The sequence below is a fragment of the Xanthomonas indica genome, assembly GCF_040529045.1.
Taxonomy (GTDB): domain Bacteria; phylum Pseudomonadota; class Gammaproteobacteria; order Xanthomonadales; family Xanthomonadaceae; genus Xanthomonas_A; species Xanthomonas_A indica.
Genome location: NZ_CP131914.1, coordinates 2701405 through 2725299 on the forward strand (window position 1 = coordinate 2701405; position 23895 = coordinate 2725299).

At 71.1% G+C, this 23895-nt stretch carries 21 protein-coding genes; 10 read left to right on the forward strand and 11 right to left on the reverse strand.

Features of this window, described 5'->3' with window-relative positions:
- Window positions 1-470: 470 nt before the first annotated feature.
- The 4 genes from Q7W82_RS11710 to ptsP all read right to left on the reverse strand — a co-directional run bounded on the left by Q7W82_RS11710 (window position 471) and on the right by ptsP (window position 7081).
- Window positions 471-1739, reverse strand: coding sequence for a carbohydrate porin (locus Q7W82_RS11710; RefSeq protein ID WP_242159903.1), 1269 nt, complete (start codon window positions 1737-1739; stop codon window positions 471-473).
- 92 nt (window positions 1740-1831) lie between these two features.
- Entirely contained in the window at window positions 1832-3562 is a 1731-nt protein-coding gene (locus tag Q7W82_RS11715) for a fructose-specific PTS transporter subunit EIIC (protein ID WP_242159904.1), read from the reverse strand.
- Window positions 3563-3617: 55 nt separating this feature from the next.
- Window positions 3618-4571: a 1-phosphofructokinase gene (pfkB, locus tag Q7W82_RS11720; protein ID WP_242159905.1), complete on the reverse strand. Its 954-nt coding sequence runs from the start codon at window positions 4569-4571 to the stop codon at window positions 3618-3620.
- A complete protein-coding gene (gene ptsP / locus Q7W82_RS11725; RefSeq protein ID WP_242159906.1) occupies window positions 4568-7081 on the reverse strand; it encodes a phosphoenolpyruvate--protein phosphotransferase in 2514 nt (837 codons plus the stop codon). The genes pfkB and ptsP overlap by 4 nt, the downstream gene beginning before the upstream one ends.
- A 161-nt stretch (window positions 7082-7242) precedes the next feature.
- On the opposite strand from ptsP, the gene Q7W82_RS11730 reads away from it, so the two are divergent.
- Window positions 7243-8223: a LacI family DNA-binding transcriptional regulator gene (locus tag Q7W82_RS11730; protein ID WP_242159907.1), complete on the forward strand. Its 981-nt coding sequence runs from the start codon at window positions 7243-7245 to the stop codon at window positions 8221-8223.
- 85 nt (window positions 8224-8308) lie between these two features.
- Here the strand turns inward: Q7W82_RS11730 and Q7W82_RS11735 are convergent, their stop codons facing one another.
- Window positions 8309-8485: a hypothetical protein gene (locus Q7W82_RS11735; RefSeq protein ID WP_242159908.1), complete on the reverse strand. Its 177-nt coding sequence runs from the start codon at window positions 8483-8485 to the stop codon at window positions 8309-8311.
- A gap of 15 nt (window positions 8486-8500) precedes the next feature.
- Window positions 8501-8824: a transposase gene (locus tag Q7W82_RS11740; protein ID WP_242159909.1), complete on the reverse strand. Its 324-nt coding sequence runs from the start codon at window positions 8822-8824 to the stop codon at window positions 8501-8503.
- A 364-nt stretch (window positions 8825-9188) separates the two neighbouring features.
- Here Q7W82_RS11740 and Q7W82_RS11745 point away from each other — a divergent pair, with 364 nt between their 5' ends.
- From Q7W82_RS11745 to Q7W82_RS11760, 4 genes are all read left to right on the forward strand, one after another.
- Entirely contained in the window at window positions 9189-10478 is a 1290-nt protein-coding gene (locus Q7W82_RS11745; protein WP_242159910.1) for a nucleotide sugar dehydrogenase, read from the forward strand.
- Window positions 10479-10637: 159 nt separating this feature from the next.
- A complete protein-coding gene (locus Q7W82_RS11750; protein ID WP_242159911.1) occupies window positions 10638-12260 on the forward strand; it encodes an FMN-binding glutamate synthase family protein in 1623 nt (540 codons plus the stop codon).
- A complete protein-coding gene (locus Q7W82_RS11755) occupies window positions 12257-12748 on the forward strand; it encodes a GNAT family N-acetyltransferase (protein ID WP_242159912.1) in 492 nt (163 codons plus the stop codon). Before Q7W82_RS11750 ends, Q7W82_RS11755 begins: the two co-directional genes overlap by 4 nt.
- 182 nt (window positions 12749-12930) lie before the next feature.
- The gene (locus Q7W82_RS11760; protein WP_242159913.1) at window positions 12931-15117 is read left to right on the forward strand and encodes a diguanylate cyclase; all 2187 of its coding nucleotides are present in this window, start codon (window positions 12931-12933) and stop codon (window positions 15115-15117) included.
- Window positions 15118-15144: 27 nt separating this feature from the next.
- Here the strand turns inward: Q7W82_RS11760 and Q7W82_RS11765 are convergent, their stop codons facing one another.
- Together Q7W82_RS11765 and Q7W82_RS11770 are read right to left on the reverse strand one after the other, a co-directional pair.
- The gene (locus tag Q7W82_RS11765) at window positions 15145-16407 is read right to left on the reverse strand and encodes a TIGR03862 family flavoprotein (RefSeq protein WP_242159914.1); all 1263 of its coding nucleotides are present in this window, start codon (window positions 16405-16407) and stop codon (window positions 15145-15147) included.
- 13 nt (window positions 16408-16420) lie between these two features.
- On the reverse strand, window positions 16421-16864 hold the full coding sequence (locus Q7W82_RS11770; RefSeq protein ID WP_184502444.1) for an FKBP-type peptidyl-prolyl cis-trans isomerase: 444 nt from the start codon (window positions 16862-16864) through the stop codon (window positions 16421-16423).
- 66 nt (window positions 16865-16930) lie between these two features.
- Here Q7W82_RS11770 and Q7W82_RS11775 point away from each other — a divergent pair, with 66 nt between their 5' ends.
- Both Q7W82_RS11775 and Q7W82_RS11780 read left to right on the forward strand, forming a co-directional pair.
- Window positions 16931-17296: a DUF6164 family protein gene (locus tag Q7W82_RS11775; protein ID WP_242080978.1), complete on the forward strand. Its 366-nt coding sequence runs from the start codon at window positions 16931-16933 to the stop codon at window positions 17294-17296.
- A 103-nt stretch (window positions 17297-17399) separates the two neighbouring features.
- Entirely contained in the window at window positions 17400-18155 is a 756-nt protein-coding gene (locus Q7W82_RS11780) for a sulfurtransferase (RefSeq protein ID WP_242159915.1), read from the forward strand.
- Window positions 18156-18293: 138 nt separating this feature from the next.
- Here Q7W82_RS11780 and Q7W82_RS11785 read toward each other — a convergent pair whose 3' ends face one another.
- A complete protein-coding gene (locus Q7W82_RS11785) occupies window positions 18294-19100 on the reverse strand; it encodes an SDR family oxidoreductase (protein WP_242159916.1) in 807 nt (268 codons plus the stop codon).
- Window positions 19101-19521: 421 nt separating this feature from the next.
- Here Q7W82_RS11785 and Q7W82_RS11790 point away from each other — a divergent pair, with 421 nt between their 5' ends.
- Window positions 19522-20520 (forward strand): LLM class flavin-dependent oxidoreductase, encoded by a 999-nt coding sequence (locus Q7W82_RS11790; RefSeq protein ID WP_242159917.1) that lies wholly within the window; start codon window positions 19522-19524, stop codon window positions 20518-20520.
- Between the two features lie 199 nt (window positions 20521-20719).
- A complete protein-coding gene (locus tag Q7W82_RS11795; protein WP_242159918.1) occupies window positions 20720-20908 on the forward strand; it encodes a hypothetical protein in 189 nt (62 codons plus the stop codon).
- A gap of 52 nt (window positions 20909-20960) precedes the next feature.
- On the opposite strand, the gene Q7W82_RS11800 is transcribed toward Q7W82_RS11795, so the two are convergent.
- Both Q7W82_RS11800 and Q7W82_RS11805 read right to left on the reverse strand, forming a co-directional pair.
- Window positions 20961-21623, reverse strand: coding sequence for an exopolysaccharide biosynthesis protein (locus Q7W82_RS11800; protein ID WP_242159919.1), 663 nt, complete (start codon window positions 21621-21623; stop codon window positions 20961-20963).
- On the reverse strand, window positions 21607-22950 hold the full coding sequence (locus tag Q7W82_RS11805; protein ID WP_242159920.1) for a hemolysin family protein: 1344 nt from the start codon (window positions 22948-22950) through the stop codon (window positions 21607-21609). The genes Q7W82_RS11800 and Q7W82_RS11805 overlap by 17 nt, the downstream gene beginning before the upstream one ends.
- 260 nt (window positions 22951-23210) lie before the next feature.
- On the opposite strand from Q7W82_RS11805, the gene Q7W82_RS11810 reads away from it, so the two are divergent.
- Window positions 23211-23837: a DUF47 family protein gene (locus tag Q7W82_RS11810; protein WP_160964949.1), complete on the forward strand. Its 627-nt coding sequence runs from the start codon at window positions 23211-23213 to the stop codon at window positions 23835-23837.
- Window positions 23838-23895 lie beyond the last annotated feature (58 nt).

Genomic DNA, 23895 nt, shown 5'->3' on the forward strand with positions numbered 1-23895 from the left:
TGACGATTGTCATCCATGACATCGCTCGCGCGCTCGCCGGTCCTGGCTCCGCAGGGTAGGAAAAATCCTATAGCCGGCCACGGCATCCGCCGATCCTCACGCCCCCGCGGCGGCGGCATCATGCATGCGTCGGCAACGTCACCGCTCCCGCGCCAGGGAGGCGGCTCGCACGGAATCGAACGGATCTCGATTCGCCGGCCACGTTTCGCTCCCGCAGGCGCCGAAGGATCGGCGCAGCGCCACTGCGATCGGAATCAGAGGGAAGAAAACGCACGAGGCCCCGGCATGCCGGGGCCTCGTGCGTTCAACGTGCTGCCATCGAGTAGGGATCATGCGGCATCATGCGCTAGCAGGGGCAAGCTGCTCCGGTACCGTCCCGCCGCACCGCCCGCCACGTCTGCACGCCCCCCCTCAGGCCGCAATCCGCCGCCTTTGCGAATCCCCAATCCCGAATCCCAAATCCCGGCCCCTCAGAGCGCCCAGTCCAGCCGCAACCCCGCCACCAACGCATTGGGCAGGTCGCGGGTGCGCGCCGGCTCGTTGAACTGGTCCGGGTGCACGATGTAGTGCAGGTTCGGGGCAATGCGCAGTTTCGGGGTCACCGCGATGCCGTAGCTCAGTTCCATCATGGTCTGGGAGCGGTGCGGGGTGCCGCTGCCGCCGGCCGCCGCGCGTGCCAGGCGCAGGTCTTCCAGGGCGTCGTCGCTGTAGTGCTGTTGGGTGACGACGAAGGCGATGTTGTCCTGCGGGCGGCTGGCGAAGGTGCCGCGCTGGACCAGGCCCAGTTCCAGGAAGTGGTCTTCGATCAACTGCCCGGAGGTGCCCTTGAGCGCCGAGCCGAACAGCACCAGGCCGCGGTTGCTGTCCGGGTCGGGGCGGGTGACCTGCTGCTCGAAGCGCACGAACGCGCCGGAGCGGCCGTTGCGATTGGCGTAGTCCAGCCCGCTCAGCCGCGCCGGGTTGCCGTTGCGGTCGTTGAGCGGATCGCGGTAATCGGAGTTGTCCTGCCAGCCGCCGATCTCGTACATCGCCGGCAGGCGCGCGCCGCTGGTCTGGGTGGTATAGCCGATCGCGTAGGGCACGATCACCCCGGTGCGGTCGTTGGTACTCCAGTTCAGGCCGTGCTGGCCGCGTTCGGCCTGGATCGGGTTGACCTCGTAGGCGCCGACGTGGACGTAGACGTTCGGGGTCACCCAGGCCTTGGCATGCGCGGCCCAGCTCGACACCGGCCAGTAGGTGAAGTTGCTGGTGCGGAACACGAAGGTCGGGTTGCCGCAGGCCGAGTTGCCCTGAAAGTAGCCGCACAGGTCCGAGCCCAGGAAGTGGATGTTGGCCACGCTGCGGCCGGCCTCCAGCTCCAGGCGGTCGTTGAACAGCTTCTGGTCGATGGTGAAATTGGCCAGGCGGGTGCCCTGGCCACCGTAGATTTCCTGCACCGAGGTGCTGTTGCCGATGTTGCCGTTGGCCAGGTTGGTGCCGTGGCGGTTGATGCCGTAGACCTTCAGCGTGGCGCCATTCCAGCCCATCAGCCGTTGCAGGTCCACGTCGGTGCCGAACATCAGCTGGCCGGCGTAGGCGCTGCCCTGGTGCTTGCCGCCATCCAGCGAGACCGCGCCTTCGCCGGTGTAGGCGAGCTTGGGCGTGAACGCATCGCTGGCGTCCTGGGCATGGGCCAGCGGCGCAGCGAGGGCCAGCGCCAGGGTGGCCAGGGGCAGGTGCGAGACGAGGGGACGAGACATGGCGGAACTCCTGAGCAGGGAAAGGCCGGCGCGCCGCCAGCGGCGACGGGGGGAGGGGCATCGCATGGCGACGCGCCGGCGCATGGACGGGACTAGGCGACGACCGGCTTCTTCAGCACCCGCAGCGCCACCGCGGTGACCACGGTGCCGGCGAGCAGCGCCACCAGGTACATCCCCAAGTGGCTGACCGCATTGGGGATGGGCAGCACGAACACGCCGCCGTGCGGCACCTTCAGTTCGGCGCCGGCGGCCATCGAGATCGCGCCGGCCAGCGCCGAGCCGAGCATCAGCGCGGGGATGGTGCGCAGCGGGTCGCGCGCGGCGTACGGGATGGCGCCTTCGGTAACGAAGGCCAGGCCGAGCACGCCGGTGGCGGCGCTGCTGCCGCGCTCGTCCTGGGTGAAGCGGCTGCGGAACACCCAGGTGGCCAGGGCGATGCCCAGCGGCGGGGTCATGCCGGCGACCATGGCCGCGGCCATCGGCGTGTACACCTGGCTGGCGATCAGGCCGGTGGAGAAGGCGTAGGCGGCCTTGTTGACCGGCCCGCCCATGTCGAAGGCCATCATCGCGCCCAGCAGCAGGCCCAGCAGCACCGCGCTGCTGCCCTGCATGCCGCGCAACCACTCGGTGAGCCAGGCCAGCAGTTCGGCCACCGGCTGGCCGACCACGTAGAGCATGGCCAGGCCGACCAGCAAGGTGCCCAGCACCGGCAGGATCAGCACCGGCTTGAGGCCCTCCAGGGTGCGCGGCAGCTTGATCGCGCGGTTCAGCGCAGCCACGCCGTAGCCGGCGATGAAGCCGGCCAGGATGCCGCCGATGAAGCCGGCGCCCAGGTTGGCCGCGACCATGCCGCCGATCATGCCCGGGGCGATGCCGGGGCGGTCGGCGATGGAGTAGGCGATGTAGCCGGCCAGTGCCGGCACCATCAGGGTGAAGCCGGCCTTGGCGCCGATCTGGAACAGCGACCAGGCCAGGGTGCCCTTGTGCGCGTCGTCGAAGGCGTAGATGCCGCCGAGCGCGAACGCCAGCGCGATCAGCAGGCCGCCGGCGGTGACGAAGGGCAGCATGAACGACACGCCGGTCATCAGATGCTTGTACGGGCCGGCGGAGCGGCCGCCCTGGGCCTTGGTCGGCGCACTGGCGCCGTTGCCGGCGGCGTGCACGCTGGCCTCGGCCAGCGCTTTGCGGATCAGCCCCGGGCCGTCGTTGATCGCCGGCTTGGTGCCGCTCTTGAACAGGCGCTTGCCGCCGAAGCGGCCCAGGTCGACCTCGCGGTCGGCGGCGATCAGCACCAGGTCGGCAGCGGCGATCTCCTCGGCGCTGAGCGCGTCCTGCGCGCCCACCGAGCCCTGGGTTTCCACCCGGATCTGGTGGCCCAGCACCTTGGCCGCCTGCTGCAGGCCTTCGGCGGCCATGAAGGTGTGGGCGATGCCGGTGGGGCAGGAGGTGATGGCGACGATGCGCTTGCCGGCGCCCTCGGCGCTGCCGGCCGCGGCCGCAACCGCGGCCGTGGGCGCCGCGGCACCCGCCAGCAGCGGCGCCAGCACCGCGTCGGCATCGGCCAGCACCGCGTCCAGGCTGCTGCGCTGCACGCGGCGGCCGGCGAAGCGGGCGGCATCGGCGTCGTCGTCGCCGACCAGCAGCAGCGGCGCGGCGGCGGATGCCGCGGCCAGGTCCAGCGGCGCGATCACGCCCTGCGGCGTGCGCACCTCGGCCTGCAGCACCGCGCCCCGCGCCGTGGCGGCATGGCGCAGCGCCTCGGCGGCGAGGACGGCTTCGGTACTGCGATCGCCAGCGGCGATCACCACGAGAATCGGATTCATGCGGGCTCCCGATGAGCGCAAGAGGACGCGGCGCACAGCGGCGACGCGGCGGAAGTCATGCCAGGGTCTCCAGGCGGACCGCGGCGGCCAGCGCCGGCAGGCGCTCGCGCGGCAGGCGGCGGGCGACGCCGCTGCCCAGCGTGGCCACGGCGAAGGCGGTGGCCTGGCGCGCGCAGGTCGCCAGGTCGGCGTCGGCGCGCAAGGCCGCGACCAGCCCGGCGACCATCGCATCGCCGGCGCCGACGCTGCTGCCGCCGGTCACCTGCGGCGGCTGCGCCAGCAGCGCCTGCTCGCCGCGCACGAACAGCGCACCGTCGGTGCCCAGCGACACTGCGACCAGGCCGATGCCGCGCGCCAGCAACGCGCGCGCGGCGCCGAGCAGGTCGGCGGTGGTGGTCAAAGGCGTACCGGCCCATTCCTCCAGTTCGTGGCGGTTGGGCTTGATCGCGAACGGCAGTTGCGCGCGCGGCGCGTCCAGGGCGGCGTGCAGCGGCGCGCCGCTGGTGTCCAGCAGCACCCGCGCGCCGGCGGCGGCGGCCTGCGCCTGCAGTTGCCGCCAGGTGTCCTCGGCCAGGCCGGCGGGCAGGCTGCCGCTGAGCACCACCGGCAGGCCGGGGCGCAGCAGTTCGCCCAGGCGCGCGCCGACGGTGTCGAGCTGCGCCTGATCCAGGGCCAGGCCGGGCAGGTTGATGTCGGTGGTGGCGCCGCTGTCGGCGGCGACCAGCTTGAGGTTGCTGCGGGTGTCGCCGGGCACGCGCAGGCAGCGGTCGTCGATGCCGCGCTCGGCGAACAGGGTTTCGAACACCGGCGCATTGCCGGCGCCGAGCACGCCGAGCGCGGCGCAACGCAGGCCGGCATCGGCCAGGCAGGCGGCGACGTTGATGCCCTTGCCGCCGGCGATGGCGTGGGCGCTGCGTGCGCGGTGCACCTGGCCCGGTTGCAGCCGGTCGATCGCCACGGTCAGGTCGATCGCCGGATTCAGGGTCACGGTGACGGCATCGACGCTCATGCGCCGGCTCCGCCGTCGAGCGCCCGCACCTCGGCCGCGCTCTCGCAGTCCAGCGCGCGCTGCGCCAGCGCCTGCAGCGTGTCCAGGCGGCTGCCGCGCAGGCGCGCCTTCACCGCGGGGATGTCGTTGGGCGTCATCGACAGTTCGTGCACGCCCAGCCCGGCCAGCAGCGCCGCGCCGAATGCATCGCCGGCCAGGCCGCCGCACACGCCGACCCAGCGGCCGTGGCGCGCCGCGCCCTCGACGGTGGTGCGGATCAGGCGCAGCACCGCCGGATGCAGGCTGTCGGCCTCGGCGGCCAGGTCCGGGTTCTGGCGGTCGATGGCCAGGGTGTACTGGGTCAGGTCGTTGGTGCCGATCGAGAAGAAGTCCGCGTGCTTGGCCAGCGCATCGGCCTGGATCGCCGCCGCCGGCACTTCGATCATGATGCCCAGCGGCACCTCCGGCGCCTGCAGCTCCGCGCGCAGGCGCTCGCATTCGGCGCGCAGCGTCAGCAGTTCCGCGGCCGAGGTGATCATCGGGAACATGATCGCCAGGCGCGCGCCGTCCTTGGCCGCGCGGTACAGCGCGCGCAGCTGCGGTTGCAGCAGGTCGGCGCGGCGCAGCAGCAGGCGCGCGCCGCGCACGCCCAGGAACGGGTTGTCCTCGCGCGGCAGGTTCAGGTGCGCGACCTGCTTGTCGCCGCCGATGTCCAGCGCGCGCACGATCAGCGCGCGCCCGTCCAGTGCCTGCGCCATCGCGGTGTAGGTGGCGTATTGCTCGTCCTCGCTGGGGGTGCTGCCGCGCTCCAGGAACAGGAACTCGGTGCGCATCAGGCCCACACTCTCGGCGCCCTGCGCCAGTGCGGCGGCGACCTGCTCGGGCAGGTTGACGTTGGCGCCGATCTCCAGGCGATGGCCGTCCTCGGTCTGCGCCGGCTGGTTGCGCTGCTCGGCCTCGCGCGCGCGCAGCTGCTGCTGTTCGTCGATGTAGGCGCGGGCCGAGGCCAGGTCGGCTTCCGATGGCGCCAGGTACAGGCGGCCGCTGCTGCCGTCGACGATGACGGTGGCGCCATTCTCCAGGTCCAGCAGGTCGGCGCCGCCGGCGACCAGCGCCGGCAGGCCGAGGGTGCGCGAGAGGATCGCGGTGTGCGAGGTGGGGCCGCCGACGGCGGTGGCCAGGCCGAGCACGCGACCGGTGTCGAGGTTGGCGGTATCCGAGGGCGACAGGTCGTGGGCGAGCAGGATGCACGGCGCGGCCGGCAACTGCTCCAGGCTGCCGCCGGCCAGGCTCGGATCCAGTTGTGCCAGCACCCGGCGGCCGACGTCGCGCAGGTCGCTGGCGCGCCCGGCCAGCACCGCATTGCCCAGCGCCGAGAGCTTGTTGGCCAGACGCTCCACCGACTGCTGCCAGGACCAGGCGACGCCGTGGCCCTCGACCATCAACTGGCAGGCCAGGGTGATCAGGTCGGTGTCGTTGAGCAGTTCGGTCTGGGCGCGGAAGATCGCCGCATCGCCGGCGCCGAGCCGGCGCCGGGTGTCGTCCTCGATGGCCTGCAGCTGCGCGCGGGTGCGCTGCAGGGCGTCGTGCAGCAGGGCGCCGCCGTCGCTCAGCGGCACCGGCGTGTCCGCCACCGCGACGTCGTGGCCGGCCAGCTTGTGCACCACGCCGATCGCCAGGCCGGGGCTGGCGCCGATGCCGACGATGGCCGGCTGCGCCTGCGGCGGGGTCCAGCCGGCGACCGGTGCGGCACGGCGCTGCGCGGCGGCCTCGGCGTCGGCCTGCTCCTGTGCGGTCAGGCCGTCGATCACGCTGCGCAGCCGCGCCAGCGCCGCGGCGGCGTCCTGGCCCTCGGCCGAAATGGTCACCGTGTCGCCGGCGTGCAGGCCCAGCTGCAGCAGCGACACCAGGTTCTTGGCGTCACCGACCTGATCGCCGGCACGCACCTGGATACGGGCGGCGAACCCGCGCGCGGTTTCCACCCAGCGCGTGGCCGGACGCGCGTGCAGGCCGGTGGGGTAGCGCACGGTCCAGTCGAAGCGTTCGGCCAGGTCGCTGGCCGGGGCGGTGGGCGCGGTGGGGGCCGCGTCCTCGCTCAGCGCGGCGACGATCGCCTGCGGGTCGTCGCTGGCGAACAGCGCCTCCAGCCGCGGCGGGTCCTGGATCAGCCGGGTCAGCCGCCGCAGCAGGGCGATATGGGTGTCGGACTGGGCGGCGATGGCGACGACCAGGCGCGTGGTCTGGCCCGGGTTCCACTCCACGCCGTCGCGCAGCTGCAGCACCGCGATGCCGTCGCGGCGCACCAGGTGGCGGTCTTCGCCGGTGCAGTGCGGGATCGCCACGCCGTGGCCCAGGAAGGTGTTGGCCAGCGCTTCGCGGCGCAGCATGCTGGCCTCGTAGGCCGGCGGCACGCAGCCGGCGGCGACCAGCAATTGCGCCGCCTGGGCGATCGCGTCGGCCTTGTCGCGGGCCTGGACGTCGATCCGGACCAGATCGCTGGAAACCAGGGGGGAGGAGGGCGTCTGGGACACGCGGGTTCCTTGAGGGTGGGCGGCGAGTGGGTGCAGTGTGGGAACGTTCCCAGTCAATCGTCAATGTGCAGTGCACAAATCCTTCGGAAAAGCCCGGTGCTACCATTGCGTCACGCTAGGCGACAGGGAGTTGACATGAAAACAATGCGGGAACGTTGCCAGTGAGCGTCAGCATCCATGACGTGGCCCGGGTCGCCGGTGTCTCGACCTCGACGGTGTCGCGCGCGCTGGGCCATGGCCCGGTCAGCGAGGAAGTGCGGGCGCGGGTGGAAGCGGCGGTGCGCGAGACCGGCTACCGCCCCAACCTGATGGCGCGGCGGCTACGCTCGCAGCGTTCCGGGGTGGTGGGCCTGATCGTCGCCGACATCCGCAATCCGTTCTTCACCGCGGCCATCCGCGCCGTCGAGGACGTGGCCTACCGCGCCGGCATGCGCGTGATCCTGTGCAATACCGACGAGGATCCGCAGCGCGAGGCGCTGTATCTGCAACTGATGCAGGAAGAGCGGGTCAGCGGGCTGATCTTCGCTCCCACCCGTACCACCCAGGGCCAACTGGGCAAATTGACGTTCGACCATCCGGTGGTGCTGCTGGACCGCGCCGGCAAGGGCGGCACCCACGACAGCGTGGTGCTCGACAACGCCGCGGCGATGGCGGCCTTGGTCGACCATCTGGTCGGCCGTGGCGTGCGCCGCATCGGCGGCCTGTTCGGCAAGACCAGCAGCACCGCTGCCGAGCGCCGCGACGGCTATCTGGAAGCGATGCGAGGGCATGGCCTGGCCCCGGACTACCGCGAGGTGGCTCCGAGCGCGGAGGCGGCGATCGCCGAGGTGCAGGCATGGCTGGCGCAGACGCCGCGGCCGGATGCGCTGGTGGCCAGCAACAGCCTGCTGTTGATGGGCGCGATGAAGGCCGCGCGCGGCGCCGGCCTGCGCATTCCGCAGGACCTGGCCCTGGCCGGGTTCGATAACGAGAGCTGGACCGACCTGGTCGAACCCGGCATTACCGTGATCGAACAGCCGGTGGAAGAGATGGGCCGCACCGCCATGTCGTTGCTGCTGGAGCGGATGAACGCGCCGACGCAGCCGACCCGCAAGGTGGTGCTCAGCGGCCGCTGCATCGTGCGCGGGTCGAGCCTGCGCTGACGCCGCACGTCTGGTCGGTCGGGTGGCGGGAGGTTGCCGCTGCGGGGACGAGGGTCTGCCGCAGCGGGAGTGGCTTGCTTGCTGGTTACTCGCTGCCGTCCGGGCGTGGGTAGTCGTGTTCCGGATCGGCGTGGTCGCGTTTGGGGTCGCTATCGGGTTGGTCGCGATCTTTCCACTGCGCGTCGTCGTTGTGGATCTTGTCCGGCGTGTGGCTGAGTTGCTGGGAATCGTGGGCGTTGTCGCGGTTGGCGGGCGGGGACATGACGGACCTCGTGGATCAGGCGGGGGTGTGCGCCGGATCGGGGCTGTGGTCGCGCTGCTCCGATCCGTCGAGGCGTGCCCAGCAGGCGACGACCAGGGTTTCGGCATCGCTCCAGGCGATGCGCGGCCAGGGGTGCTCGGCGTCGTAGCGCTGACGCAGGCGTTGCAGCCGCACATCGTTGGTTTCGCGCGGCAACTGCAGGAACACGTCGCAGGCCATCTTGATCAGACGCGCATGCTCGCTGAACGATTGCGACCCCAGTTTGCCCGCCGCGTGCAGCGCTTTCCAATGCGCCAATTCGGCTTCGACATCCACGAGCAGGCTCGGAGCGTGACTCACGCGAGTTCTCCTTGAGTAAGAGGGTAGAGGGAGGCGGATGGTGCCCCCCTGGCAGCAACCGCTCCGCCACCCTAGGCCCTGATGCGTAAAGGCCAGGTGGTGCTGGTGTGGTGTGCGTGACAAAAGTCGCGCGTGCGAGGCCACAAAGCGTGATGTGGCGCGCCGACTTTCACACACGGCGTTGTGAAGGCAGGCGCCAGCGCGTGTGAAGACGCGCCGCGCGCGGCGCGTCGGGCATGTCGCAGATCGACTTGGTCCGTGCGGGTGGCGCGGCTTACCATGGCGAGGTCCGCACGCGCGGGCACTCCGATTTCCACCCCCATGCGCCGACGGCCGCCGCTGCCGGTGCCCGCGAAGGACTGGCATGCCCGTTGCCCCCGTGTTCGATTCCGCGCCGCCGCGCATCGCCGTGATCGGCCTCGGCTACGTCGGCCTGCCGCTGGCGGTGGCCTTCGGTGCCCGCCACGACACGCTCGGCTACGACATCGATGCGCAGCGCGTGGCGCAATTGCGCGCCGGGCACGACCAGACCCTGGAACTGGAGGCCGAGGAATTGCGCGCCGGCGTGCACCTGCGCTACAGCAACGACGCGGCGGAACTGCGCGACCGCAACGTGTACATCGTCACCGTGCCGACCCCGATCGATGCGCACGAACAGCCCGACCTGCAGCCGCTGCGCCAGGCCAGCGAGCTGCTGGCCGGCGTGCTCAAGCGCGGCGACCTGGTAATCTACGAGTCCACCGTCTATCCGGGCACCACCGAAGAGGTGTGCGTGCCGTTGCTGGAGCAGGGCTCGGGATTGCGCTGCGACATCGACTTCCATTGCGGCTACAGCCCGGAGCGGGTCAACCCCGGCGACCGCCAGCGGCGCCTGGCCGACATCCGCAAGATCACCTCCGGTTCGAACCCGGCCGCCGCCGAGGCGGTGGACGCCCTGTATGCCGGCATCATCGCCGCCGGCACCTGGCGCGCGCCGTCGATCCGCGTGGCCGAGGCGGCCAAGGTGGTGGAGAACATCCAGCGCGACGTCAACATCGCCCTGGTCAACGAACTGGCGCTGATCTTCGACCGGCTCGGCATCGACACTCAGGACGTGCTGGACGCGGCTGGCACCAAGTGGAACTTCCTGCCGTTCCGGCCGGGCCTGGTCGGCGGCCACTGCATCGGCGTCGATCCTTACTATCTGCTGCACAAGTCCGAGAGCGTCGGCTACCACCCGGACCTGATCCACACCGCGCGCCAGGTCAACAACCGGGTCGGTGCGCACGTCGCCGCGCGGGTGCAGGCGCTGCTGGCCGGCAAGGGCGTGGCGATGGCCGATGCGTCCGTGCTGGTGCTCGGCGTCACCTTCAAGGAGAACTGCCCGGACCTGCGCAACAGCCGCGCGCTGGAACTGGTGCAGGCGCTGGCCGCGGCCGGCGCCCGCGTCGACGCCTGCGATCCCTGGGCCGATCCGCAGGCGGCGCAGGCGCACGGCGTCGCCCTGTTGCCCGATCCGGTGCCCGGCCGCTACGACGCGGTGGTGCTGGCGGTGGCGCACGCGGCCTACCGCGACCTGGACGCCGCCCAGATCCGGGCGCTCGGCAAGCCCGACCTGGTGGTCTACGACGTCAAGTCGGTGTGGCCGCGCGCGGCGGTGGACGACCGCCTCTAGCATGCCGCCGCGCGCGGCCCGCGTTCCCGCGCCGCCGGCGCGACGCGGGCGGCGGCAACGGCAAGCTGTACCCGGGCGGAGCGGACCGCGCCGCCACCGCCGCGCCTGACCCGCGACACCCTCTACACTCGCCGGCTTCCGACTCCTGCGAGGAACGCGATGCACCGTTACCTAGCCTATATCGCCAGTTGCCTGCTGCTGGCGCTGTCCATCGCCCTGTGCGCGATCTGGCCGCTGTGGGGCTGGGGCGTGGCCGCCTTCGCCGTGCTGGCGGTGCTGGGCACGGTGGACCTGCTGCAGACCCGCAGCACCCTGCGCCGCAACTATCCGATCCTGGCGCATTTCCGCTACGGCCTGGAATCGGTCGGCCCGGAGATGCGCCAGTACTTCCTGCAGAGCGACATCGAGGAGGCGCCGTTCTCGCGCCAGCAGCGTGCCCTGGTCTACCAGCGCGCCAAGAACGTGATGGACGTGGTGCCGTTCGGCACCCAGCGCAGCACCTATGCGCCGGACTACGAATGGATCAACCACTCGCTGGCCACCAGCGAGATCGCCGACCACGACTTCCGCATCACCATCGGCGCGGAGTGCGCGCAGCCGTACGCGGCCAGCGTGTTCAACATCTCGGCGATGAGCTTCGGCGCGCTGTCGGCCAACGCCATCCGCGCGCTCAACGCCGGCGCGCGCCAGGGCGGCTTCTACCACGACACCGGCGAGGGCTCGATCTCGCCCTACCATCGCGAGTGCGGCGGCGACCTGGTGTGGGAGATCGGCTCGGGCTACTTCGGCTGCCGCGACGAGGACGGGCGCTTCGACCCGCAGCGCTTCGTCGCCAACGCGACGCTGGAGCAGGTCAAGATGATCGAGATCAAGCTCTCGCAGGGCGCAAAGCCGGGCCATGGCGGGGTGCTGCCGGCGGCCAAAGTCAGCGCCGAAATCGCCGCCACCCGCGGCGTCGCCATGGGCCGCGACTGCGTGTCGCCGTCGCGGCATTCGGCGTTCTCCACGCCGCTGGAACTGCTGCAGTTCGTGGCCCGGCTGCGCGAGCTGTCCGGCGGCAAGCCCACCGGCTTCAAGCTGGCGATCGGCCACCCCTGGGAGTGGTTCGCCATCGCCAAGGCGATGCAGGAAAGCGGCCTGTACCCGGATTTCATCGTCGTCGATGGTGCCGAGGGCGGCACCGGCGCGGCGCCGGCGGAATTCATCGACCACGTCGGCGTGCCGATGCACGAGGCCCTGCTGCTGGTGCACAACACCCTGGTCGGGCTGGACATCCGCGAGCGCATCAAGCTCGGTGCCGCCGGCAAGATCACCAGCGCCTTCGACATCGCGCGCACCCTGGCGCTGGGCGCGGACTGGTGCAATGCCGGGCGCGGCTTCATGTTCGCGCTGGGCTGCATCCAGTCGCTGAGCTGCCACAGCGACCGCTGCCCTACCGGCATCGCCACCCAGGACCGGCGCCGCTGGCAGCATCTGGACCCCACCGACAAGGCCACCCGGGTCGCGCATTACCACGCCAACACGCTCAAGGCGCTGCGCGAACTGCTCAGCGCCGCCGGGCTGACGCATCCCTCGCAACTGGGGCCGGAGCACATCTTGCGCCGCATCTCGCAGGTGGAGATCCGCTCGCTGGCCTCGCTGTACCGCTACCTGGAGCCGGGCGAACTGCTGCGCACGGTGCCCGACCATGCGGTCTTCCACGACTACTGGGGCGACGCGCGCAGCGATTCGTTCCAGCCGCCGGAGCGGATCCGGCGCCTGCGCGACAGCAAATCGGAATGAGCGGCGTGGCGCTGCCGACGCGGTTGCGGCCGGGTCTGTCCGAGGACATCCCCACGCTCTGGGCGTTGCGCACCCGCTGTGTCCGCGAGGTCTGCAGCAGCCATTATCCGCCGGAGGTGATCGCGCGCTGGTCGGCGGCACCGGCACCGGCCTCGTACCGTGGGCTGGTCGCCGCCGGCGGCGCGATCGTCGCCGAGGACGCCGACGGTCGCGTGCTCGGGTTCGGCGTGGTCGACCTGGCCGGTGCCGAGATCGACGGCCTGTTCGTCGACCCGGCGCTGCGCGGCAGCGGCCTCGGCCGGCAACTGCTGCACGCGCTGGAGCAGCGCCTGGCCGCGTGCCCGCGCATCCAGGTGGCGGCGGCGCTCAATGCGGTGGCGTTCTACCGTGCGCAGGGCTATGCGGTGGTGCGCGAGGGCGGCTATCCGCACCCGAGCGGAATCGTCCTCGCTTGCGTGTTCATGGAGAAGACCGTCGCGACCGGGTGATCGATTGCAGCCAGTGCGGCGTCGGACCGGGAGGGCCTGGTACGCCTGACGGTTCGCCGCCGGCAGCCATGGCGGCGTTCCAGCCGGCCATCGCGTGCTTTTTGCACTGCAGCATTTCGCGGCGTGCTCGCCATCATCACCGCCGCCCGTTATCGTGCCGCTATCTCCTCAGCGTGCAGCGCATGAACCCACCCTCGGTCCCCGACGTCGCTTCCGTGCCGCTGCCCGCCGACGAAGCGGGCCGCCTGCACGCGCTGGCCGAACTGGGCATGCTCGACACCGCGCAGGAACCGGCCTTCGACGACCTGATCTGGCTGACCAGCCAGCTGTGCGAAGTGCCGATCGCGCTGATCTCGCTGATCGACGAACGCCGGCAATGGCTCAAGGCCAGCTGTGGCCTGCCCGGCGGCACCGCCGGCTATCCACGCGAGATCGCGTTCTGCACCTATGCCTTGCTGTCGCCGCAGTTGCTGGAGGTGCCGGACACCACGCTGGACCCGCGCTTCGCCGGCAACCCGCTGGTGCTCGGTGCGCCGCACCTGCGCTTCTACGCCGGCATGCCATTGGTCGGCGACCAGGGCCACATCTACGGCACCCTGTGCGTGATCGACATCCGTCCGCGGCAGCTGGACGCGCGCCAGCGCGAGGGCCTGCGGCGGCTGGCCAGGCAGGTCACCGCGCAACTGGAAGCGCGCCGCGACGCGCGCATCGCCCACGACCAGGCCAAGACCCTGGGCCTGCTGTTGGAAACCATGCCCGACGGCGTCGTGTCGTGCATGGCCGACGGCACCCTGGGCGAGTTCAACCAGGTGGCACGGCAGTGGCATGGCGCCGATCCGCGCGCCTTACCGCCCGAGCAGTGGCCGCAGTACTTCGACCTGTTCGACGCCAGCGGCAAGCGTCTGCTGACCAGCGAGGAGGTGCCGCTGGTCCGTGCCTGGCGCGGCGAATCGGTGCGCGATGTGGAGATCATGATCGCCGCCAAGGGGCAAGCGCCGCGCAGCGTGCTGTGCAATGCGGAACGGCTGGAAGGCGGCGATGGGCGCAGCCTGGGCGCGGTCTGCGTGATGCGCGACGTCAGCGCCGAACGCGCGGCGTCGCACGCGGCGCTGCTGGCCGGGCAGCGCTTCTCCGGCGCGTTCTCGGTGGCCGCGCACGGCATGGCGCTGGTGTCGCTGGAAGGGCGCTGGCTGGACGTCAACGACGCCTTGTGCGCCATGCTCGGCTACAGCCGCGCGGAGCTGCTGGAGCTGCGCTTCCAGGATCTGACCCATCCTGAGGACCTCGCCGAAGACATGGAACAGGTGGCCGCGTTGATCGACGGCCGCCGCAACGACTACCACAGCGAAAAGCGCTATCACCACCGCGACGGCCATACCGTGCGTGCGCGCCTGGCGGTGTCGCTGGTGCGCGACGAACAGCAGCGTCCGCTGCACTTCGTCACCCATATCCAGGACATCACCGAGCAGCACCAGGCCGAGCACCGCCTGCGCGCCAGCGAGGCGCAACTGCGCACCATCGCCGACAACGCGCCGGCGCTGATCGCCTACCTCGACCACGACCTGCGCTACCAGTTCGTCAACCGGCCGTATGCGGCGTGGTTCGGGCTGGCGCCGGAGCGCATCATCGGCCGCCGCCTGCACGAGGTGCTGGATCCGCAGCAGCAGGCCTTGCTGCAAGCGCATCTGCCGGCAGCGCTGCAGGGCGTCCCGGCGCAGTTCGACGCCGAACTGTGCGATGCCACCGACGCCCTGCGGATCATGCATTTCAGCCTGATCCCGGACGTGGCGTTGGCACCGCAGCGGGTCGGCCTGCACCTGATGATCAGCGACATCACCGGGCAGACCCGGCTGGCACGGTTGCTGGAAGAGCGTGCACTGCGCGACGAGCTGACCGGGCTGCCGAACCGGATGGCCTGGAACCAGACGCTGCGGCGGCGCATGAACGAGCGCCGCAGCCAGGGCCAGGTGGCGGTGATGTTCCTGGATCTGAACGACTTCAAGAGCGTCAACGACCGTTTCGGCCATCACGTCGGCGATGCGCTGCTGGTGCACTTCGCGCGGCTGCTGCAGCGCTGCCTGCGCGGGCAGGACAGCATCGCCCGGCTGGGCGGCGACGAGTTCGTGGTCCTGCTGGAAGGGCTGGCCGACGCCCGGCACGAAGTGCTGGCCGCCGCCGCGCGGATCATGGACGCGTGTGCGGAAGGCTGCGTGGTCAGCGGCCGGCATCTGCCGCTGCAACCGAGCATCGGCATCGCCGTGCAGACGGGACCGGGCTTCGACCCGGTGCTGCTCACCCAGCGCGCCGACGAGGCCATGTACGTGGCCAAGCGCGACCCGCAGGCGCGGGTGCAGATCGCGGTGCTCTGAGCACCACGCGCCGCGGCGCAGCGGCGGTCAGTGCGCGGCTTGGCGCTGCAGCCAGGCCACCGCGCCGCGCCCGGCACGCACGCCGCTGGCGAAGCACGCCGTGAGCAGGTAGCCGCCGGTCGGGGCTTCCCAATCGAGCATTTCGCCGGCGCAGAAAGTGCCCGGCAGCGCCCGCAGCATCAGTTGCGCATCCAGCGCCTCCAGGCGCACGCCGCCGGCGCTGCTGATCGCCTCGGCCAGCGGGCGTGGACGCTGCAGGGTCAGCGGCAGGCGCTTGAGCGCGGCCGCGGCCAGCGCCGGATCCTGGCCGGCCTGCTTGCCGAGGATCTCGAACAGCAGCGCCGCCTTGACCCCGTCGATGCCTGCCTGGCGGCGCAGGTGCTCGCCGAAGCTGCGGCCGCCGCGCGGCTTGCCCAGCTCGGCCTGCAGCCGCGGCAGGTCGCGGCCGGGTACCAGGTCCAGCCACAGCGTGGCCGGGCCGTGCGCGGCGATGGCCTCGCGCAGGTCCGCGGCCAGCGCATAGATCAGGCTGCCTTCGATGCCGTGCTCGCCGACCACGCATTCGCCCTGCAGCGACTGCGCCTGGCCCTGCGCATCGTGCCAGTGTGCGACCACCGGCTTCAGCGGCGCGCCGGCATGGCGTTCGCGGAAATGCGCGCTCCAGTCCACGTCGAAGCCGCAGTTGGCCGGCTGCAGCGGCGCCACCGCCACGCCGCGCGCGCGCAGGGTGTCCTGCCAGGCGCCGTCGGAGCCGAGCTGCGGCCAGCTGCCGCCGCCCAGCGCGAGCACGCAGGCATCGGCTTGCACCCGCTGCTCGCCGTCGGCACCGGCAAAGCGCAGCGTGCCGTCCGCGTCCCAACCCAGCCAGCGCTGCTGCACGTGGAAACGCACGCCGGCGTCCTTCAACCGCCGCACCCAGCCACGCAGCAGCGGCGCCGCCTTGCGGTCCAGCGGGAACACCCGTCCGGAGCTGCCGACGTAGGTCTCCACGCCCTGCGCCTGCGCCCAGGCGCGCAGCGCATCGGCATCGAAGTCGGCCAGCCAGTCGCCGACCGCCGTGGCGCGCTCGCGATAGCGCGCCACGAAACGGGCGAACGGATCGGAGTGGGTCAGGTTGAGGCCGCCCTTGCCGGCGATCAGGAACTTGCGTCCGACCGAGCCCTTGGCCTCGTAGACATCGACCTCGGCGCCGGCGGCGCGCGCGGTCTCGGCGGCGATCAGCCCGGCCGGGCCGCCGCCGACGATGGCGAGTCCGCCGCGCACCGGCGCGGCGTGTTTGGCAGCGGACATGTGCGGGCGCGGCTCAACGCGGCTGGACATCGAGCAGCTCGACCTCGAACACCAGCGAGGCGCCCGGCGGGATCACCCCGCCGGCGCCGCTGGCGCCGTAGCCGTAATCCGACGGCAGCATCAGCAGGCGCTTGCCGCCCACGCGCATGCCGGCCACGCCGTCGTCCCAGCCGCGGATCACCTGGCCGGCGCCGAGCACGAAGCTGAAGGGCTGGCCGTGGTCGGCGGAGGCATCGAATTTCTCGCCGCGCTTGTCCTTGGCGTGCTCGTCGTACAGCCAACCGGTGTAGTGCACGGTGACGCGGCTGCCGGGCCGGGCCTCGGCGCCGTCGCCGACGCGCTCGTCGGTGGCCTGGAACGCGGCGATGCTGCCGCCGGGCGGCGGACCCGGCGGCGTGCAGCCGCTCAGCAGCCACGCCGGCAACGACAGGCTCAACAGCAGCAGGATTCGGCGCATGCGGGACGTCCACGGCGGGCAGGGCGTGCAAGGGTAGCGCATCGCCGCAGCGGCTATCATCGGCGCATGGCCAAACTGCTGCTCAATCTGCGCCACGTGCCCGACGACGAACGCGCCGAGGTCTGCGCGCTGCTCGACGCCGCCGGCATCGGCTACTACGAAACCCGCGCCGGCACCTTCGGCATCTCCGCCGGCGGCATCTGGCTGCGCGAGGACGCCGAGCAGGCGCGAGCCAAGGCGCTGCTGGCCGAGTACCAGGCCGAACGTGGCCAACGCGCCCGTGCCGAGCGCGCCGCGGCGCTGCGCGACGGCAGCGCCGAGACCTTCGCCAGCCTGCTGCGGCAGCGCCCGCTGTTCGTGCTGGCGACCTTGCTGGGCATGCTGCTGGTGGCCTCGCTGGTGTTGCTGCCGTTCCTGCTGCTGCGCGGCTAGCGGCGGCGCTGGCGCTGCGGGCCCTGCCTGGGCGCGCTTCGCCGGCGCGTGGGCCGCAGCGTGTCCTGCAGCGGTCGCGCGTCGCAGGCTCTAAAATGCGCCGATGATCGCCAATACCGCCGCCTACCACTTCGTCGCCATCGCCGACCCCGACGCGCTCGCCGCGCAGCTGCACGCCTGGGCGCAGGACGGCGATCTGCGCGGCACCATCCTGGTGGCGGACGAGGGCATCAACCTGTTCCTGGCCGGCGCGCCGGCGGCGATCGACGGCTTCTACGCGCAGTTGCGCGGCGATCCGCGCTTCGCCGATCTGCGCATCAAGACCAGCGCCAGCGCACGGCAGCCGTTCGCGCGGCTGAAGGTCAAGGTCAAGCCGGAGATCATCAGCTTCCGCCGCGACGCCGCCTCACCGCTGGAGGCGGCGCGCGCGCCGGCGGTGGCGCCGGCCACGCTGCAGCGCTGGCTGCGCCAGGGTCACGACGACGCCGGCCGGCGCGTGGTGTTGCTGGACACGCGCAATGCGCAGGAAGTGGTCCACGGCACCTTCGCCGGCGCACTGACCCTGCCGATCGTCAAGTTCACCGACCTGCCGGAGGCGCTGGCCCCGCATCGCGCGGCGCTGGCCGACGCCACCGTGGTCAGCTTCTGCACCGGCGGCATCCGCTGCGAAAAGGCAGCGCTGTGGATGCGCGCCGATGGCATGGACAACGTGCTGCAACTGGACGGCGGCATCCTCGGCTACTTCGAGGAGGTGGGCGGCGACGGCTACGAAGGCCGCTGCTTCGTCTTCGACGAGCGCGTGGCGCTGGATCCGCAATTGCGGCCGCTGGTGGATGTGGTGGCGTCGGTCAGCGATTGATTGCCGCGGCGGGGATTCGGGAGTCGGGATTGGGGATTGGCAAAGGCGGTTTGCTGCCAGATGGTGCACTCGGCCCGTCAGGTGAGGCACCAGCCGCTCCAACGAATCTCCATTCCCGATTCCCCAATCCCAGCGCCGTCAGGCGTACTGCATCTTGCGCGTCATGCCGCCGTCGACCACGAACTCCTGGCCGGTGATGAAGCCGGCCTGCGCCGAGAGCAGGTAGACCGCCAATGCGCCGATGTCTTGCGGCGTGCCGACCCGCCCGGCCGGGTGCTGCGCATGGTCCTGCCGCGACAGCTTTGGCGTCCGCCGCGCGTTCGGCATGCGCCAGGCGTCGGTGGCGATCCAGCCGGGGCTGATGCAATTGACCCGCACCGCCGGGCCGGCGCTGATCGCCAGCGCATGGGTGAAGGCCACCAGCCCGCCCTTGGACGCGGCATAGGCCTCGGTGTCCGGTTCGGACTGCTGCGCGCGGGTGGAGGCGATGTTGACGATGGCGCCGCCGTCGCGGCTGTCGCGCAGCGCCGGCAGGGCGTGCTTGCTGCACAGGAATGCGCCGCCCAGGCTTGCCCCGAGGCGTCGGTTCCATTCGCGCAGCGACAGCCGCTCCAGCGGTCCGGTATGCGGATCGGCGATGCCGGCGTTGTTGACCAGGCCGTCGATGTGGCCGAAGCGGGCCAAGGCCACATCGACGAAGCGGCGCACGCTGGCCTCTGCGGCCACGTCGACGCGGCGGAATAGCAGGCGCTCGCCGGCGTCCAGTTCGGCCACGCAGGCACGCCCGGCATCGGCGTCGAGGTCGCAGAAGGCGACCCGACCGCCGGCGCCCAGCACCGCCTGCACCACACCGCGGCCGATGCCTTGCGCGCCGCCGGTGACCAGCACCACACGGTCGCGCAGGGGCAGGACGGGAACGGGGGCGGGCGGCGGAATCAGCGACATGGGGATGACCAGGCGAGAGCGGGGCGCCAGCGTAGCCGGCGTGCCGTGCAACCCACGTGGTAGCGCGGTGGTGCAGGCAGTGCAAAGCCCCTCTCCCCTCGGGAGAGGGGTTGGGGTGAGGGTACGGCGCGCGAAGCGCTCGCGGTGATCCGGTGCTGCGAGCTGCGCACGTACCCTCATCCGCCCCTGCGGGGCACCTTCCCCCAAAAAGGGGGCCATGGTCCCGAGGGGGGAAGGAACAGCTAAAGCCCCTCTCCCCCCAGGGAGAGGGGTTGGGGTGAGGGTACGACCGCCAGCCAAGCTTCCTGCCCAGCCATCCACACCCCACACCCAGCGCAAATCAGCGTTCCGGTCGCAGCCGCTGCAATCGGCGACCGGCGCCCCCAAGTCGACCGCATCGCCTGCAGGAACCCGCCTCACCATGATGCCGATCTCCATCCTCGACCTCGCCCCGGTCTGCGAAGGCAGCGACGCCACCGCCGCCTTCGCCAACATGCTGGATCTGGCCCAACACGCCGAACGCTGGGGCTACCACCGCTACTGGCTGGCCGAGCACCACAACATGCCCGGCATCGCCAGCGCCGCCACCGCGGTGTTGATCGGGCATGTGGCCGGCGGCACCAAGCGCATCCGCGTCGGTGCCGGCGGCATCATGCTGCCCAACCATGCGCCGCTGCAGGTGGCCGAACAGTTCGGCACCCTGGCCTCGCTGTATCCCGGACGCATCGACCTGGGCCTGGGCCGCGCGCCCGGCACCGACCAGGCCACGGCGCGTGCCTTGCGCCGCTACTTCGATAGCGCCGACCAGTTCCCGCACGACGTGGCCGAACTGCTGCGCTACTTCGAGCCGGCGGTGGACGGGCAACTGGTACGCGCCGTGCCGGGTGCGGGCATCGAGGTGCCGGTGTGGCTGCTCGGCTCCAGCCTGTTCAGTGCGCGCCTGGCCGCGGCGATGGGGCTGCCGTTCGCCTTCGCCTCGCATTTCGCGCCGGATGCGATGGACGAGGCGCTGGCGGTGTATCGCCGCGAATTCCGCGCGTCGGCGCGGCTGCAGGCGCCGTATGCAGTGCTGGCCCTGAACGTGGTGGCCGCTGCATCCACGGCCGAGGCGCGGCGCCTGTTCACCACCCAGCAGCAGAGCTTCGTCAACCTGCGCCGCGGCCGCCCCGGGTTGATTCCGCCGCCGATCGACGACATCGAGGCGTTCTGGGCGCCGCACGAGAAGCTGGGCGTGGAGCGGGCGCTGGCCTGTACCGTGCTGGGCGATCCCGGCACGGTCGCGCAAGGCCTGGCCGACTTCGTCGCGCGGCACCGGCCGGACGAGTTGCTGCTGACCGCGAACATCCACGATCACGCCGCGCGCTTGCGCTCGTTCCAACTGGCGGCGGAAGCGTGGACGCAGGTGGCTGCCGCGGCCTGATGCACAGCTCTGCGCGCGTGTCTACGAGCGCAGACGCACTCGAGCGAGTAACGCCGCATCTGCGTTGATGCGCATCACAGCATGTGCTGCTTTCACGATGCCTTGATTTTCCCCGGTATGTGATCGTGTCGCGCCGCGCATCAGCGTGGCGTTCGGCCCCAGGAGATGGCCGTACAACGACGCAAACAGGGGATCGGCAATGAAGGCACAACATCCGATGGCGCCGGCGCACGAATGTGGACTGGAAGCGGCCTTGCAACAGATGAGCAAGTATTTCGAGCGCGCGCGCAGCCAGGCGAGCGAACGCGCAGCGCAGAGCGCACCGCCGCGCCCGTCGTACAGGCGTAACGTTTTCGCCGGCGATGTGGAACTGTCTCTGGTGAAGTGAGCCAGGCCAGCGGCGCAGCCGCCAGCGGCGCAGCGCCGCTGCGGCCGCGGGATCAACGCAGCTTCTGCATCCATTCCCGGCCCAGGTCGACCACCTGATCCGAGGCCAATCCCAGGCTCAGCGCCACGGCGATGCTGCCCAGCCACGACAGCAGCATCAGCCCGCCGTCGCGTTCCAGCAGCGCCAGCGCGAACAGCAGCAGCATCGCGCCGAAGGCGTAGTTGGTGAACGGGATCGGCAGCGACAGCAGGATCCCCAGCACGATCAGCAACAGGCCGCTGAAGGCGCGCGCCGGCAGCGTGTCGACCAGCGCCGGCAGGCGCGGCTTGAGCAGCCGGTCCAGGCGCCGCAGCCACGGCGCGATGCGGCCGACGAAGCGCTGCATGGTGCGGCGGCGCGGCCCGCGCTCGCCGATGAAGCGCGGCAGCCACGGCTTGCGCAGGCCGATCAGCATCTGCACGCCGATCAGCGTCACCAGCGGCCCGCTGATGCCGCCGGCCAGGCCTGGCACCGGCAGGAACGCCGGCAGGATCGCCACGAACAGGAACACGCCGAACGCGCTCTGCTGCAGGTCGGCGAGGATCAACCGCAGCCGCAGGTGTTCGTCCGGGTCGCCGAGGACGAAGGTGTCGAGCAGGGTGCGGATGCCCTCGGCGCTGTAGCCGTGGTCGCCGTCGTGCTGCTCACCGCCGGGTGCGTCACCCGGTGATGTCATCGCTGTTCTCGTCCTGCAGCTTGCGCAGCAGCAGCTTGTCCACGCGCGCGCCGTCCAGGTCGACGATCTCGATGCGCCAGCCGGCCCAGTCGAAGAACTCGCCCGCGTGCGGGATGCGTCCGAAGTAGTAGATGCACAGGCCGGCCAGGGTGTTGTAGTCGCCTTCCTCGGCGCTGGGCAGCTCGGCACCGCCCAGCAGTTCGCGCAGGTCCTCGATCGCCAGCGAGCCGTCGATCAGCAGCGAGCCGTCGGCGCGGGTCACCACCAGTGCGTCCTCGTCGGCGTTGTCGGCCGACTGCAGGCGCCCGACCACCGCGCCCATCAGGTCGCTGATCGTCACCAGGCCCTGGATCTCGCCGTACTCGTCCACCACCAGCGCCATCGACTGCTGCTCCTCGCGGAAGATCTCCAGCAGCTTCATCGCGTGGGTGGATTCGGATACGAACAGGGTGTCGCGCAGGCTCTGGAACAGCTGCGTAGCGTCGCCGTCCATGCGTGTCACCAGCGATTTCACCTCCAGCACGCCGGCGATGTCCTGGTCGCTGCCGCGGTACACCGGGTAGCGCGAGAACTCGTGCTCGCGCATCACCTGCAGGTTGCGCTGCGGCTCGGCGTTGGCGTCGAGCCAGGCGATGCGGTTGCGCGGGGTCATCAGGCTGTCGGCGGTGCGGTCGCCCAGGCGCATGACCCGGTTCATCATGTCGCGCTCGTGCGCGTCGATCACGCCGGCCTCGTGGCTCTCGGCCACCAGCATGCGGATCTCTTCTTCGGACACCGAGGCCGACTCCTCCTTGCCCAGGCCGAGCAGGCGCAGCACCAGCCGGGTCGTGCGCGACAGCACCCAGACGAACGGCGCGGCGATCCAGGCCAGCCAGCCCATGGGGATGGCGACGAAGCCGGCGATGACCTCAGAACGAGTCAGCGCCAGGCGCTTGGGCACCAGTTCGCCGAAGATCAGCGTCAGGAAGGTGATCAGCACGATCGCCAGGGTCTTGCCGATCAGCGCCGACCACGGCTGCGGATCGCCGAACAGGGTGAAGTTGGCGGACAGCGCCGGGAACAGCGCCTGCAGCTTGGTCGCGATCGCCACGCCGATGGCCTCGCCGCCGAACACGCCGGTCAGGATGCCGATCGCGGTGATGCCGATCTGCACGGTGGACAGGAAGTGCTCGGGGTTCTCGGCCAGCGCCAACGCCTTGGCCGCGCGCGTGCTGGTCTGCGCCATCTGCTTCAGGCGGCTCTTGCGCGAGGTCATCAGCGACATCTCGGACATCGCGAAGAAACCGTTAAGCAGCACCAGGGCTGCCACGATCAACAGTTCAAGCATGCGCGCGCTCCTTGGCGCCAAGGAAAGCGTGGACATGGGCGCCGTTGCGGCGCGGGGGAGGGGGGCTAGGGTGATCGTCCATAGGGTGCGCCCGCGGAGGGCGCGGCTGCGATGGTAGCAAACCCGGGCGGGGGCCGCGTCCACGCCGCCGCGACGCCGTCAGGGGCATGCCTGGCGGCCGCGACTACCCGCAGGTGTCAGCAAACAGTCATAATTCCGCCCCAGTGCCGTCCTTCCCGCGACGGCGGGAAGCGCGTTGCATGTTTTCGTTGCAGACCATCTTCGGTTCCGGCAAGCAGTTCTACACCCTGCTCGACGAGGCGGCACAGGCCGCCTACGACAGCACCAAGGCCCTGCACGCGATGATGCGCGAGTCCGACCGGCAGCCGGCGCTCGACGGCTTTAAGCTGGCGCGCCTGCGCGAGCGCGCCGCCTCCGACAAGATCGGCCAGGCGCTGGTGGACAGCTTCATGACCCCGATCGAGCGCGAGGACATCGAGGCGCTGGGCTCGGCGCTGTACAAGATCCCAAAGCAGGTGGAGAAGTTCGCCGACCGCTACTCGCTGGCGATCCAGCACCTTGAGCACATCGACTTCGCCCCGCGCGCGGCGATGCTCGAGCAGGCCGCGGCGGTAGTGGTGGACATGGTCCACGACCTGCGCAACATGAACCTGGACCGGATGAGCGCGCTCAACGACAAGCTACGCTCGCTGGAGAACGAGGCCGACCGGCTGATGCTGGAGCTGTACCGCGACATCTACTCCGGGCGCCTGGACAACCTGCAGATGTTCCTGCTCAAGGAGTTCTTCGAAATCCTGGAGAAGGCCATCGACCGCTGCCGCGAGGCCGGCGTGGTGGTCTACCAGATCGTGCTGAAGAACTCCTGATGGACGCGCTGCGGAGTTGCTGCCTGCGCGGCCGCGGCGCCCTGTGCGCGCCGGCCGC

Coding starts and splice junctions, on each gene's coding strand:
- pfkB (WP_242159905.1), bottom strand. CDS start 4,571: ATGAGCGTCGATGCCGTCACCGTGACCCTGAATCCGGCGATCGACCTG.
- Q7W82_RS11715 (WP_242159904.1), bottom strand. CDS start 3,562: ATGAATCCGATTCTCGTGGTGATCGCCGCTGGCGATCGCAGTACCGAA.
- Q7W82_RS11710 (WP_242159903.1), bottom strand. CDS start 1,739: ATGTCTCGTCCCCTCGTCTCGCACCTGCCCCTGGCCACCCTGGCGCTG.
- Q7W82_RS11750 (WP_242159911.1), top strand. CDS start 10,638: ATGCACCGTTACCTAGCCTATATCGCCAGTTGCCTGCTGCTGGCGCTG.
- Q7W82_RS11780 (WP_242159915.1), top strand. CDS start 17,400: ATGATCGCCAATACCGCCGCCTACCACTTCGTCGCCATCGCCGACCCC.
- Q7W82_RS11770 (WP_184502444.1), bottom strand. CDS start 16,864: ATGCGCCGAATCCTGCTGCTGTTGAGCCTGTCGTTGCCGGCGTGGCTG.
- Q7W82_RS11795 (WP_242159918.1), top strand. CDS start 20,720: ATGAAGGCACAACATCCGATGGCGCCGGCGCACGAATGTGGACTGGAA.
- Q7W82_RS11760 (WP_242159913.1), top strand. CDS start 12,931: ATGAACCCACCCTCGGTCCCCGACGTCGCTTCCGTGCCGCTGCCCGCC.
- Q7W82_RS11735 (WP_242159908.1), bottom strand. CDS start 8,485: ATGTCCCCGCCCGCCAACCGCGACAACGCCCACGATTCCCAGCAACTC.
- Q7W82_RS11785 (WP_242159916.1), bottom strand. CDS start 19,100: ATGTCGCTGATTCCGCCGCCCGCCCCCGTTCCCGTCCTGCCCCTGCGC.
- Q7W82_RS11790 (WP_242159917.1), top strand. CDS start 19,522: ATGATGCCGATCTCCATCCTCGACCTCGCCCCGGTCTGCGAAGGCAGC.
- Q7W82_RS11805 (WP_242159920.1), bottom strand. CDS start 22,950: ATGCTTGAACTGTTGATCGTGGCAGCCCTGGTGCTGCTTAACGGTTTC.
- Q7W82_RS11745 (WP_242159910.1), top strand. CDS start 9,189: ATGCCCGTTGCCCCCGTGTTCGATTCCGCGCCGCCGCGCATCGCCGTG.
- Q7W82_RS11755 (WP_242159912.1), top strand. CDS start 12,257: ATGAGCGGCGTGGCGCTGCCGACGCGGTTGCGGCCGGGTCTGTCCGAG.
- Q7W82_RS11810 (WP_160964949.1), top strand. CDS start 23,211: ATGTTTTCGTTGCAGACCATCTTCGGTTCCGGCAAGCAGTTCTACACC.
- Q7W82_RS11775 (WP_242080978.1), top strand. CDS start 16,931: ATGGCCAAACTGCTGCTCAATCTGCGCCACGTGCCCGACGACGAACGC.
- Q7W82_RS11800 (WP_242159919.1), bottom strand. CDS start 21,623: ATGACATCACCGGGTGACGCACCCGGCGGTGAGCAGCACGACGGCGAC.
- Q7W82_RS11765 (WP_242159914.1), bottom strand. CDS start 16,407: ATGTCCGCTGCCAAACACGCCGCGCCGGTGCGCGGCGGACTCGCCATC.